The sequence below is a fragment of the Kocuria sp. KH4 genome, from assembly GCF_053711175.1.
In genome coordinates, this window is sequence record NZ_JBSJYX010000028.1 from 1 (window position 1) to 12,419 (window position 12,419).

Annotated in this window: 12 protein-coding genes; 8 read left to right on the forward strand and 4 right to left on the reverse strand. The window is 73.3% G+C overall.

All coding sequences use genetic code 11. From position 1 onward, the window contains the following. Positions 1-245 precede the first annotated feature (245 nt). The gene (locus ACWCOM_RS16415; protein ID WP_454549811.1) at positions 246-743 is read right to left on the reverse strand and encodes a MarR family winged helix-turn-helix transcriptional regulator; all 498 of its coding nucleotides are present in this window, start codon (positions 741-743) and stop codon (positions 246-248) included. Between the two features lie 241 nt (positions 744-984). Here ACWCOM_RS16415 and ACWCOM_RS16420 point away from each other — a divergent pair, with 241 nt between their 5' ends. The 6 genes from ACWCOM_RS16420 (at position 985) to ACWCOM_RS16445 (ending at position 7,500) form a co-directional block, all read left to right on the forward strand. Continuing rightward, complete coding sequence (locus ACWCOM_RS16420; RefSeq protein WP_454549812.1) at positions 985-1,506, forward strand: hypothetical protein; 522 nt, start codon at positions 985-987, stop codon at positions 1,504-1,506. Positions 1,507-1,799: 293 nt separating this feature from the next. Beyond that, the gene (locus ACWCOM_RS16425) at positions 1,800-3,434 is read left to right on the forward strand and encodes a peptide ABC transporter substrate-binding protein (protein ID WP_454549813.1); all 1,635 of its coding nucleotides are present in this window, start codon (positions 1,800-1,802) and stop codon (positions 3,432-3,434) included. Positions 3,435-3,527: 93 nt separating this feature from the next. Next, the gene (locus ACWCOM_RS16430; RefSeq protein ID WP_454549814.1) at positions 3,528-4,451 is read left to right on the forward strand and encodes an ABC transporter permease; all 924 of its coding nucleotides are present in this window, start codon (positions 3,528-3,530) and stop codon (positions 4,449-4,451) included. Next, on the forward strand, positions 4,444-5,421 hold the full coding sequence (locus ACWCOM_RS16435) for an ABC transporter permease (protein ID WP_454549815.1): 978 nt from the start codon (positions 4,444-4,446) through the stop codon (positions 5,419-5,421). The genes ACWCOM_RS16430 and ACWCOM_RS16435 overlap by 8 nt, the downstream gene beginning before the upstream one ends. After that, the gene (locus tag ACWCOM_RS16440) at positions 5,418-6,476 is read left to right on the forward strand and encodes an ABC transporter ATP-binding protein (RefSeq protein ID WP_454549816.1); all 1,059 of its coding nucleotides are present in this window, start codon (positions 5,418-5,420) and stop codon (positions 6,474-6,476) included. The genes ACWCOM_RS16435 and ACWCOM_RS16440 overlap by 4 nt, the downstream gene beginning before the upstream one ends. After that, positions 6,469-7,500 carry an ABC transporter ATP-binding protein gene (locus ACWCOM_RS16445; RefSeq protein ID WP_454549817.1) on the forward strand — a complete coding sequence of 344 codons (1,032 nt, stop codon included), beginning with the start codon at positions 6,469-6,471 and terminating at the stop codon, positions 7,498-7,500. The genes ACWCOM_RS16440 and ACWCOM_RS16445 overlap by 8 nt, the downstream gene beginning before the upstream one ends. 75 nt (positions 7,501-7,575) lie before the next feature. Here the strand turns inward: ACWCOM_RS16445 and ACWCOM_RS16450 are convergent, their stop codons facing one another. Beyond that, the gene (locus ACWCOM_RS16450; RefSeq protein ID WP_454549818.1) at positions 7,576-8,580 is read right to left on the reverse strand and encodes a DNA-3-methyladenine glycosylase family protein; all 1,005 of its coding nucleotides are present in this window, start codon (positions 8,578-8,580) and stop codon (positions 7,576-7,578) included. A gap of 200 nt (positions 8,581-8,780) precedes the next feature. Here ACWCOM_RS16450 and ACWCOM_RS16455 point away from each other — a divergent pair, with 200 nt between their 5' ends. Further along, positions 8,781-10,034 (forward strand): NRAMP family divalent metal transporter, encoded by a 1,254-nt coding sequence (locus tag ACWCOM_RS16455; protein ID WP_454549819.1) that lies wholly within the window; start codon positions 8,781-8,783, stop codon positions 10,032-10,034. Next, positions 10,031-10,834: a putative hydro-lyase gene (locus tag ACWCOM_RS16460; RefSeq protein WP_454549820.1), complete on the forward strand. Its 804-nt coding sequence runs from the start codon at positions 10,031-10,033 to the stop codon at positions 10,832-10,834. Before ACWCOM_RS16455 ends, ACWCOM_RS16460 begins: the two co-directional genes overlap by 4 nt. A gap of 9 nt (positions 10,835-10,843) precedes the next feature. Here ACWCOM_RS16460 and ACWCOM_RS16465 read toward each other — a convergent pair whose 3' ends face one another. Both ACWCOM_RS16465 and ACWCOM_RS16470 read right to left on the reverse strand, forming a co-directional pair. Continuing rightward, positions 10,844-11,539: a GntR family transcriptional regulator gene (locus ACWCOM_RS16465; RefSeq protein ID WP_454549821.1), complete on the reverse strand. Its 696-nt coding sequence runs from the start codon at positions 11,537-11,539 to the stop codon at positions 10,844-10,846. Positions 11,540-11,698: 159 nt separating this feature from the next. Beyond that, a complete protein-coding gene (locus ACWCOM_RS16470; RefSeq protein ID WP_454549822.1) occupies positions 11,699-12,274 on the reverse strand; it encodes a hemerythrin domain-containing protein in 576 nt (191 codons plus the stop codon). Between the last annotated feature and the right edge of the window lie 145 nt (positions 12,275-12,419).

Sequence of the window (12,419 nt, forward strand, 5' to 3'; positions counted from 1 at the left end):
GGGGGGCGACGGCGCGGGGGAGGGCGTGCTCGCGGGGATCCGGTGGGTCGTGCGCGGTCCTCCGGCCGTCCTCGGGGTGCGGGACGGGTCCGGCGGACGGCGGACCGGGATGGGAGGCCCGGTCCGCGGGTGGTCCCGAATCCCCCTCGGGCCCCTTCGTACCCTAGGAGCCGCGGACCGCCCTGTCCACCTGAGTGGGGACAGTCCTGTCCCAGGTCACAGGGGACTTTCCGGGGCCGGGGCGGTCATTCCGGCCCGCCGCCGCCCACGGCGTCCCGCATGCGGTGCAGGAAGCCCACGACGACCGCGGCCTGCTCGGGGGTGAGGCTCCGGGCGGCGGACAGCATGCGCTCGTGCACGGCGGCGAGGGTGGCGCGCACCTCGCGGTCGGCGCTCTCGGTGGCCGTGACGACCAGGGCCCGCCGGTCGGTGGGGTGCGGTTCCCGGCGGACGTGCCCGCTCCTCGTCAGCCGGTCCAGCAGCGTGGTGGTCGAGGCCGAGGAGATGCCCAGCCGGGCGGACAGGTCCCGGGGGCTCACGGTCCGGCCGGCGCGGGCGGCCTCCAGGAGGTGGCGGAGGGCGAGCAGGTCGGTCTCGCCCATGCCCATCTCGTCGCGGGTCCGCCGGCGCATCGCGGTCTCGGCGGCGCGGTACGCGCGCAGGGCCTCCAGCACCTCCACGGCCGCGCGGGAGGCGCCCTCGTCGTCGTACCAGTAGCCCGACGGCGTGGTGGGTGTTGGCATATTGTTCACCGCACCTCCTGGAAGAACGGGGCGCACGGATGGTGGAATGGACCCAGCCTCCCGGCCGCACGGCCGGTGGGTCCCGGAGCCCGGGGTGCTGATCGCCCCGTCCGCCCTCCGATCGTAACAACCACCGTGCTGATAGCTAGACCCTCTAGGTTCATCCAAATCGCATGGAACGTGCGGCGGGGCCGCCCGTTCCCCGGCCGGGGTGGCAGCAGCAGGACTCGAGGAAGGTTCGATGATGAGCAGGACAGTCTCCCCGCAGTCGGCGGCCCGGTCGACGGAGCTCGACCCCGCCCCCCTCCTCCCGCTCTCCCCGGAGGCCGCCGCCGCCGGGGAGCCTCCCCGCTGCCCCGAGGAGGTCGTCCAGCGCGTCTTCACGGCCGCCGGAGAGGTGGAGGTCGCCGAGTGGGCGATGGACCGGGCGCTGGACGAGGCGGCGGGCTCCGACGACGAGATCGGTGTCGGGTTCGACGTCGCCCCCGTCGACGGCACCCTGGAGACGGCGCGATGGGCCCTGGACCAGGCGACGAGCGCGCTGCACGCCCAGATCCGCGCGGCCTCCCGGGCCGGCGTCCCGGTTGCGGTCCTGGCCGAGGCGTCGGCGCTGGAGGCCCACGAGCTGGCCGCCGTGCTGGCCGCCGCGGACGCGGCGCCCTCGCCGGCCGCCACGTCGCCCGCCGCGGCACCGCCGACCACGATGCCGCCGGCCACGACGGCGACCGCCACGCCGCCGGTCGCCCTGCCGGCCGCCGGCTGACGCCGCGGGAGCGACCACCCGGCCGGCGCCGCCGGCCGGGTGGTCGCTCTTTCGTTACAGGTGAGTAACCGATACCGCCGGTTCCTGTTTCACCGGGCGTGTCCGCACTGATCGGCCCGCCGGACGTCCTACATTTCTTCATGGGCACGACGGACGGTGACCTCCGTCACGTCGCACCCGGGAGCCTGTGCTCCCCGACGAGCGAGCTCCGTGCTCGCCCTGGCACGGCCCCGTCTCCCCGGAGTGCGAACCCAGCACTCCCGGCGGGCCCGTATCGACCCATGGAGGAAACGATGAGAACCAAGCGGATCGCGGGCGCATCAGTGGCGCTGACCGGATCGTTGCTGCTCACTGCGTGCGGTGGGGGAGACGGCGGGTCCGGCGACGCCGCCGCCGAACAGGGCGGCGGCACCTTCAGCGTGTACATCGGCGAACCCGAGAACCCGCTGCTCCCCGGCAACACCGGGGAGACCGAGGGCGGCCAGGTCGTCGACGCGCTGTGGACGGGACTGGTCGAGTACGACCGGGAGACCAACGAGCCCGTCTACACCGGGGTCGCCGAGTCCATCGAGTCCGAGGACCAGACGACCTGGACGGTCAACCTCAAGGACGGCTGGACCTTCCACGACGGGTCCCCGGTCACCGCGCAGAGCTACGTGGACGCCTGGAACTACGTGGCCAACAGCGAGAACGCCCAGGGCAACTCCTACTTCTTCTCGACCGTCGAGGGGTACGAGGACCTGCAGGCGGAGGAGGGCGAGAAGCCCGCCGCCACCGAGATGTCCGGCCTGCGCGTGATCGACGACCGCACCTTCGAGGTCACCCTGAGCGAGCCCTACGCGCAGTGGCCCACCACGGTCGGCTACACCGCGTTCTTCCCGATGCCGGAGGCGTTCTTCGAGGACCCCGAGGGCTTCGGCGAGCAGCCGATCGGCAACGGCCCCTTCAAGGCGGACGAGGCGTTCCAGGAGGGCCAGGGCATCACCCTGACCCGCTACGACGAGTTCGGCGGCGACGAGCCGGCGAAGGCCGCGGGCGTGGAGTTCCGGGTCTACACCGAGATCAACACCGCCTACAACGACCTGCAGGCCGGCTCGCTCGACGTGGTCGACGAGCTCCCGCCGGACGCCATCGCCTCCGCCGAGGGCCAGTTCGGCGACCGCTACAAGACCCAGCCCGCCGGCGACATCACCTCGCTGGGCTTCCCGACCTACGACGAGCGCTTCGCCGACCCGGAGGTCCGCCGCGCCTTCTCGATGGCCATCGACCGGCAGTCGATCACCGACGCGATCTTCCAGGGGACCCGCATCCCGGCGACGTCGTTCGTCTCCCCCGTGGTGGACGGCCACCGCGACGACGCCTGCGACGCGTGCGAGCTCGACGTCGAGGAGGCCAAGCGGATCCTCGACGAGGCGAACTTCGACACCTCCCGGCCCGTGGACCTGTGGTTCAACGCCGGCGCCGGCCACGAGGAGTGGATGCAGGCGATCGGCAACCAGCTGCGCGAGAACCTGGGCGTCGAGTACCGGCTGCGCGGCGACCTGCAGTTCGCCGAGTACCTGCCGCTGCAGGACGAGCAGGGCATGACGGGGCCGTTCCGCTCCGGCTGGATCATGGACTACCCGGTCATGGAGAACTTCTTCGGACCGACCTACGCGTCCGCGGCCCGTCCTCCGGCCGGCTCGAACGTCACGTTCTACAACAACGAGGAGTTCGACGCCAAGCTGCGCGAGGGCAACTCGGCCGACTCCCCCGAGGCCGCGATCAAGGCCTACCAGGAGGCGGAGGACCTGCTGGTGCAGGACATGCCCGCCACGCCGCTGTTCCACCGTGTCACCCAGTACGCGCACTCGGAGAACGTCAGCGACGTCTTCGTGAACTCGTTCCAGCGCGTCGAGGTCGAGGACGTCGTCGTCGGCTCCGAGTGACCCGTCCCGGGCCCGTTCCGTTCGCGCGACACCCTCGCGCACCATCCGCGCGGCACCCTCCGCGCACCCCTCCGCACACAACCAAGGAGACCCATGGGGCGGTACGTCCTCCGTCGTCTGCTGCTGACCATCCCGGTGCTGCTGGGCGCATCCCTGCTCATCTTCGCCATGGTCTACGCGCTGCCGGGAGATCCCATCCGAGCGCTGGGCGGGGACCGCCCGCTCTCGGCAGCGGTGCAGGCGCAGCTGCGCGCCGAGTACAACCTCGACGACCCGCTGCTGATCCAGTACGCGAAATACCTGGCCGGCCTGGTGCAGGGGGACTTCGGCACCGACTTCTCGGGCCGGCCCGTCCTGACCACCATCCTCGACCGGCTGCCCGTGACGATCCGGCTGGCCCTCGTGGCCGTCGGCTTCGAGATCCTCATCGGCATCCTCGCCGGCGTCCTGGCGGGCCTGCGCCGCGGCTCGTTCTTCGACAACCTGGTGCTCGTCTCGACCACGGTCGTCGTGTCCATCCCGGTGTTCGTGCTCGGCTTCCTGGCCCAGTACGTCTTCGGCGTGCGGCTCGGCTGGTTCCCGATCGCCGGCCTCGCGGACGGCTGGTACAGCTACATCCTGCCCGGGCTGGTGCTGGCGTCCCTGTCCCTGGCCTACGTGGCGCGGCTGACCCGCACGAGTCTCGCGGAGAACCTGCAGAGCGACTACGTGCGCACCGCCCGGGCCAAGGGTCTGAGCGAGACCACCGTGGTCGGCAAGCACGCCCTGCGCAACAGCCTCATCCCGGTGGTCACCTTCATCGGCGCCGACCTCGGCGCGCTGCTGGGCGGGGCCATCGTCACCGAGTCGGTGTTCAACATCCCCGGTCTCGGCCGGGCGGTCTACGACGCGGTGCTGCGGCAGGAGGGCGCCGTCGTCGTCGGGATCGTAACCCTGTTCGTGTTCTTCTACATCTTCTTCAACCTGGTCGTCGACGTCCTCTACGCCGCCCTCGACCCGAGGATCCGCTATGAATGAGCCCCGCACGGAAATTCTCGAGGAGCCCGCGCACGAGGAGGGCCTGCACCGCGAGTCCTTCTCGGACCGCGTCGACGACCGCGCCGAGGAGATCGCCTCCGCGGCCGCCGGCGGCGACATCGAGCAGGCCGGCCTGTGGCGCGACGCCTGGCGGCAGCTGCGCCGCAACCCGTTCTTCATCGTGGGGGCGCTGCTGTTCCTCGTCTTCGCGCTGATGGCGCTCGCCCCGCAGCTCTTCACCTCCGTGGACCCGCGGGCGTGCAGCCTCACCCGCTCCGGGGCCGCGCCGCAGGCCGGCGCGCCCTTCGGCTACGACGTGCAGGGCTGCGACTACTACGCCAACGTAGTCCACGGCGCCCGGGTCTCGCTGTCCATCGGCTTCCTGGCCGTGCTCGGCACCCTGGTGATCGGTGTGGTGGTCGGGGCGCTGGCCGGCTACTACGGCGGCTGGATCGACTCGGTGCTGGCCCGGGTCACGGACATCTTCTACGGGCTGCCGCTCATCCTGGGCGCCATCATCCTGCTGTCCGTGCTGCCCGAGCGCGGAGTCCTGGAGGTCTCCCTCGCCCTCATCGCGTTCGGCTGGATGACGGCGATGCGCCTCGTCCGCTCCAATGTGATCGGCGTCAAGGAGGCCGACTACGTCCAGGCGGCGCGGGCGCTGGGCGCGGGCACCGGCCGGATCATCACCAAGCACATCCTGCCCAACGCGATGGCGCCCGTGCTCGTGTACTCCACGATCGCCGTGGGAACGATCATCGCCTCCGAGGCGACGCTGACCTTCCTGGGCGTCGGCCTGCAGCTGCCCGAGATCTCCTGGGGCCTGCAGATCAACGCGGCGCAGAACAGGCTCCGGGACGCCCCGCACCTGATCCTGTTCCCGTCGCTCTTCCTGTCCCTGACCGTGCTCGCGTTCATCCTCATGGGGGATGCGCTGCGCGACGCCCTCGACCCGAAACTGCGCCGATGACACCCTCCCACCCCGCATCCGCCCCGACCCCGGCGGCCTCCGCACCCGCGGAGCCGCCCGTCCTCGAGGTCGACGACCTCGCGGTGGAGTTCCGCTCCCGCCGCCGCACCGTCCACGCCGTCAACGGCATCAGCTACTCCGTGCGCGCCGGGGAGACCCTCGCCGTCGTGGGCGAGTCCGGCTCGGGCAAGAGCGTCAGCGCCCAGGCCGTGATGGGCATCCTCGACGTCCCGCCCGCCCGCATCACCAGCGGGGAGATCCGCTTCCGCGGCGACGACCTCCTGGCGATGGGCCGCAGGGAGCAGCGCGCGGTCCGCGGCCCGGGGATCGCCATGGTCTTCCAGGACGCGCTGTCCGCCCTCAACCCCGTCTTCACGGTGGGGCACCAGATCGGCGAGCTGTTCCGCGCCCACCGCAGGGCCTCCCGCGGCGAGGCCCGCGAGAAGGCCATCGAGCTCATGGAGCGCGTGGGCATCCCCGCGGCCCGCGAGCGCGTGGACGCCTATCCGCACCAGTTCTCCGGGGGCATGCGCCAGCGGGTCATGATCGCCATGGCGATCGCGCTGGACCCGGAGATCCTGATCGCGGACGAGCCGACCACGGCGCTCGACGTGACCGTGCAGGCCCAGATCATGGACCTGCTCGGCGAGCTGCAGCGCGAGACCGGGATGGGGATGATCCTCATCACCCACGACCTCGGCGTGGTCAACGAGGTCGCCGACCGGGTGGCCGTGATGTACGCCGGCAGCATCGTGGAGAACGGCACGGTGGACGAGGTCCTGGCCGAGCCGCTGCACCCGTACACCCAGGGGCTGATGGCGTCGATGCCCAGCCTCGAGTCCCACGGCGACCGGCTGCACCCGGTGACCGGGACCCCGCCCGACCTCTCCGCCGTGCCCAGCGGCTGCGCCTTCCACCCGCGCTGCCCCCTGGCCCGGTTCGGGCGGGCGGCGGCGCCCGGCAAGGACTGCGCGGCGGACGTCCCGGTCCTGCGCGAGGTCGTCCCCGGCCGCACGGCGGCGTGCCACTACAGCGAGGAGCTCGAGCATGCGTGAACCACGGACCACGACGACGGACGCCCCGCTGCTGGAGCTACGCGGGCTCACCAAGCACTTCCCGCTCACCCGGGGGATCGTGCGCCGCAAGACCGTGGGGCAGGTGCGCGCCGTCGACGGCGTGAGCATGACCCTGCACCCGGGGGAGACCCTGGGGCTGGTCGGCGAGTCCGGCTCCGGGAAGTCGACGGTGGCCAAGCTGGTCATGGGCCTGGAGCGGCCGACGGCCGGGCAGATCCTGTACAAGGGCCGGGACATCACCGCGATGTCCGCCCGGGAGCTGCGGGACTACCGCCGCAACGTGCAGATCATCTTCCAGGACCCGTACTCCTCGCTGAACCCGCGCATGACGGTGGGCGACATCGTGGCCGAGGCCTGGGACGTGCACCCCGGCGCCGTGGCCCGGAAGGACCGCGGGGCCCAGGTCCGGGAGCTGCTGGAGCGGGTGGGCCTGCGGGCCGACTACGCCAACCGGTATCCCCACCAGTTCTCCGGCGGGCAGCGCCAGCGCATCGGGATCGCCCGGGCGCTGGCGCTGCGCCCGGAGGTCATCGTCTGCGACGAGCCCGTCTCCGCCCTCGACGTGTCCGTGCAGGCCCAGGTGATCAATCTGCTGCAGGACCTGCAGGACGAGTTCGGGCTCTCCTTCTTGTTCATCGCCCACGACCTCTCCGTGGTGCGCCACCTCAGCAGCCGGGTGGCGGTGATGTACCTCGGCAGCGTGGTGGAGACCGGGGACCGGGACGCGATCTACGAGCAGGCCGCGCACCCGTACACGCAGGCGCTGCTCTCGGCCGTGCCCGTCCACGAGCCGGCCCTGCGCGGGTCCCGGGAGCGGATCATGCTCAGCGGCGACCTGCCCAGTCCGGCGAACCCGCCGTCCGGCTGCCGGTTCCGCACGCGCTGCTGGAAGGCCCAGGACGTCTGTGCCGAGCAGGCGCCGCCGCTCGTCGACCGGGGGCAGGGGCACCCCTCGGCCTGCCACTTCGCGGAGACCCGCGGGCTGGTGATGGGCACGGCGTAGCCTGCCGCGGGTCCCGGCCGCCCGGATTCCTCCGCGCCGCCGCTCCCGGGTGGCACCGCCGCCGCGCCGGGGCCGTCACCCGGGTCCGGCGGCGGAGTAGGGACCGGCCGAGTCCGGGAACGCCGCGCGGGCCCAGAGCAGCATCACGGCGTAGCTGCGCCAGGGGCTCCAGCCGGCGGACCTCGCCGCCGCCGCCGCGGTCCCGGTCACCCCGAGGGCGCGGCGCAGGACGAGGTCCTGCGGCAGGAAGACGTCCGGCTCGCCCAGCACCCGCAGGGCGATCGAGTCCGCCGTCCACGGGCCGACGCCGGGCAGGGCGAGCAGCCGCCGGCGCAGACCGGCGGCGTCCTGCGCGGTGCCCGGCCCCCCGGGCCCGGCCGGGGGCTCCAGGTCGAGGCCGTCGACGACCGCGGCGGCCAGCGCGTGGACCGTCGCGGCCCGGCGGGTCGTGACCCCCACGTCCTGCCGCAGCCGGGACGGGTCGGCGGCGGCGATCCGCTCGGCCGACGGGAAGGCGGTGAGGCCGTCCGCCGCGGGGGAGCCGTAGTGGCGGAGCAGGCGTCCGGCGAAGGTGCGTGCCGCGGCGAGGGAGACCTGCTGCCCGAGCACGGTCAGCACCGCGGTCTCGAAACCGTCCGGCGAACCGGGCAGCCGGATCAGCGGCCAGGCGCGCACACCGGGAGCCAGTGCGGCGTCGGCGGCCAGGGCGCGCTCCGCCGCGGGGGACTCCGTGCCCTCGCCCAGCCAGTGGCGCACCCGGCGCAGCACCGGCTCCAGGGCGTCCGCCGGCCCGGGTCCCACGCGCACCGGGAGGCCGGCGGGCGTGAGCCGGTCCCAGCCCACGGTCACGGTGCGCGCCACCCTGCCCACGACGACGGGCCGCCGGTGGGCGCCGCCGGCGAGGTCGTCGCAGCCCGGCACGGCCTGGGAGGCCAGGAAGTCGCGGAGGAACCGCGCGGACGCGGGTGCAGGGAGCAGGACCTCCACGGTCCCGCCGTCCGGGCCGGTCACCGGCGGCACCCGCGCGCCACCGCGCCCGTGCCGGTCGCGGGGCCCGAGGCTCCTCCCGGTGCGGTCCATGCGCTCCTCCCCGTTCTCCGGGGCGGGCGCCCCGGAGAACCAGCCTGTCCCGCCGGGTCCGGGCTGTCCAGGCGCCGGGCCGCGGCCACCCCTGGTCAGATTGTTGAACAATCATTACACTGGCGGAAAAGTGACCGCGGCCACGTCCCGGGTGGTCGGCGCCGTGCCCGGCGCAGGCCGCCCCGTCCCGAGGAGGACGCATGTCCAGCTCCGCCCCCACCCCGTCCGCGCCCGAGGGCCACGGACCCGTCACCGGCTCCGCGGCGATGCGGGCCGTGAACCGCTCCGCGCTGCTGGGCGCCCTGTTCCTGATGGCCACGAGCGCCATCGGCCCCGGGTTCATCACGCAGACCGCGAACTTCACCGTCCAGCTCGGCGCCGCCTTCGCGTTCGCCATCGTCATCTCCATCGTCGTCGACATCGCCGTGCAGCTGAACGTGTGGCGGATCATCGGCGTCTCCGGGCTCAAGGCCCACGAACTGGGCAACCGGGTCCTCCCCGGACTGGGCTGGTTCATCGCCGGCCTGGTGGCGGTGGGCGGGCTGGTCTTCAACATCGGCAACACGGCCGGGGGCGGTCTCGGCCTCGACGCGATGCTCGGGCTGGACGCCACGTGGGGCGGCATCCTCACCGCGCTCCTCGCCGTCGCCGTGTTCGTCAGCAAGCGCGCCGGCGTGGCCCTGGACCGCATCGTGGTGGTGCTCGGCGTGGTGATGATCCTCGTGACCGGCTACGTCGCCGCCGTGTCCCGGCCCCCGGTGGGCGAGGCGCTGCGCAACGTGGTGCTGCCCGAGGACGTGAGCTTCCTGGTCATCACCACCCTCATCGGCGGCACGGTGGGCGGCTACATCACCTACGCCGGCGCCCACCGGATCGTGGACGCGGGCATCACCGGTGTGGACAGCGTCAAGCAGATCTCCCGCAGCTCCGTGGTCGGCATCGTGGTGACCGGCGTGATGCGCTTCCTGCTGTTCCTCGCGATCCTGGGCGTGGTCGCCGGCGGCGCCCAGCTCACGGGGGAGAACCTGGCCGCCCAGGCCTTCCGGTCGGCGGCCGGCGAGGTCGGGCTGCGCCTGTTCGGCCTCATCCTGTGGGCCGCGTCCATCTCCTCGGTCATCGGCGCGGCGTACACCTCCGTCTCCTTCGTCACCACGTCCCGGACGCGGGCCCGGACCCGGAACCTGCTGACCGTGGTGTTCATCCTCGTCTCCGCCGCGGTCTTCGTGCTCCTCGGCCAGGCGCCCTCCACCCTGCTCATCGTGGCCGGGGCGGTCAACGGGCTGATCCTGCCGCTGGGCTTCGCCGTGCTGCTGTGGGTGGCCTGGCGGCGCCGGGACCTGCTGGGCGGGTACCGGTACCCGACGTGGCTCGCGATCCTCGGCACCGTGATCTGGCTGCTCACCATCTACCTGGGATACCAGTCCCTCAGCGGCATCGCCGCGCTGTGGTCATGAGCGCCGCGGCCGGGCCCGTGGAGCGCTCCGCCCTGCTCCCCGCGCGCGCCCGCGAGCTGTTCCGCGGCGGACTGGTCACCCCGACGGCCGGGTGGTGCGACGGCTTCGCGCAGACGAACCTCGTGGTCGTGCCCCGCGACTGGGCCTTCGAGCTCCTGCTCTTCGCCCAGCGCAACCCCAAGGCCTGCCCCGTGCTCGCGGTGCTCGACGCCGGTGAGGTCGGCGGCCCCCTGCTCGGGGACGGGGACGTCCGCACCGACCTCCCGCTCTACAGCCTCTACCGGGAGGGCGAGGCGGCGGGCACGCGCCAGGACGTCCTGGACGTGTGGCAGGACGACTTCGTGACCTTCGCCCTGGGCTGCAGCTTCACCTTCGAGGCCGCCCTGCAGGAAGCGGGGATCCCCGTGGCGCACATCGACCAGGGCGTCAACGTCCCGATGTACCGCACGAACCGTCCCTGCGAGCCCGCCGGCCGGCTCTCCGGCCCGCTGGTGGTCTCCATGCGGCCGATCCCGGCGGACCGGGTGGCCGACGCCGTGCGCATCACCTCCCGCTACCCCGCCGTGCACGGGGCGCCCGTGCACGTGGGCGCGCCGGAGGAGCTGGGGATCCGCGACCTCTCCGCCCCCGACTACGGGGACGCCGTGCAGATCCCGCGGGGGCACCTGCCGGTCTTCTGGGCCTGCGGGGTGACGCCGCAGGCGGCGGTGCTCGAATCCGGGGTGCCGATCGCGATCGGGCACGCCCCCGGGCACATGCTGGTCACCGACCTGCCCGACTGGCGCTACCAGGTGCCCTGAGACGACCGGTCAGCGCGCCCCGGGACCCTCCAGGACGGTGAGCAGCTGCTGCCGGGCGTCCTCCAGGTACCGGTGCATCTGCACGGAGGCCTCCTCCCGGCGGCCCCGCTCGAAGAGCTCCAGGATCCGGGCGTTGCGCTCGATGTAGGGGGCGTGGAAGGACGGGTCCTGCCGCATGGAGAAGAACACGAGCCGCATCTCCGCCAGGATCCGGGACATCAGCTCGTCCTGCCGCACCGAGCCGGCCAGCTCCACCACGGTGCGGTGGAAGCGCTGGTTCGCGTCGGCCATGCCGCCCACGTCCCCCTGCCGGTGCGCGGCGCGGCCCGCCGCCACGGCGGCGTGCAGGCCCGGCTGCGGGCCGGGGTCCGTCCAGCGCAGCGCCGAGGTCTCCAGCGCGAGCCGCACCCGGTAGATCTCCCGCACGTCGTCCGCGCCCGGCCGGGCCACCGAGACACCGCGGTTGGGGATCCGCTGCAGCAGGTTCTCGTTGCCCAGGACCGTGAAGACCTCGCGCAGGGTGTTGCGGGAGATCCCGAGCACCTCGCTGACCCGGGTCTCGGAGAGCCGGGTGCCCGGCGGGAGCCGGCCGGCCGTGATGCCCCGGCGCAGGACGCCGGCGGCCCAGGAGGTGGCCTCGCCCTGCGGGGCCGGCCCGGCCAGGCCGACGGCGGTCAGCAGGAACTCGTTCTCCACGGTGTTCATCAGGACACCATCCTGGCATCCCGGGCGGCGGCCGCGGCCCTGCCGGTGCGGGGCCGTGCCGTGTCCCCGCCGGCGGGCGTGCGCCGCCGCGCCACGCCGTGGGCGGCGCGGCGGAGAGGTGGGGAGGGCGGGCGCCGGTGCGGTGCCCGCCCGCACGGCTCAGCCCGTCTGCCGCCCCGTGAGCTTGTCGCGGAGCCGGTCCACCATCCCGACGCCCGGTCCGATCGTCTTGTGGAACAGCTCCGAGTGCGGGGCGTGCGGGTGCGGCCGGGTCGGTGCGAGCTTCTTGGCGGTCTGCACCTTCTCGCCCAGCTCCACGAGCGTGGCGGCGGGGATGCCCGCCCGCAGCTTGGGGAACTGGTCGGACTCCTCGTCGTCGATGTGGTGGCGCAGCTGCGCCTCCAGCTCCCCGACCAGGTCCAGGAACGCCGGTCCGGAGGCGTCGGTGTCCTCCAGCTTCTTCATCACCTGCACGATCTCGTCGTGCTCGCGCTTGTCGTGCTCGACCTCCTTCGCGCCGTCGGGCACGTGCTCCTCCACGGCGGGGTAGACGTGCATCTCCTCGGCGACGGCGTGGCGCATCACCTCGGCGATCACGGTGTCGGCCAGCTCCCGGCGCCGGGCGGGCTCCGGCGCGTCCTTGATCTGCCCGATCAGCTCGAGCATGTCCCGGTGGTCGGCGGTGAGGATGTCGACGACATCCGTGCTCCGTCCTGCGGCGGGGGTCTCGGTCATGGGACGTCTCTCCTTCGAGTCGTGGGCGGTCGGTCGCCCGGCCGCGGGGACGGCACCGGGAGCGGATCCCTGTGCCGTCCCCGCGCCGCGCCCGTGGGGCGGCGCGCCGGGTGCTGTCGACGATAGGCCACCCGGGCGCCGGCCG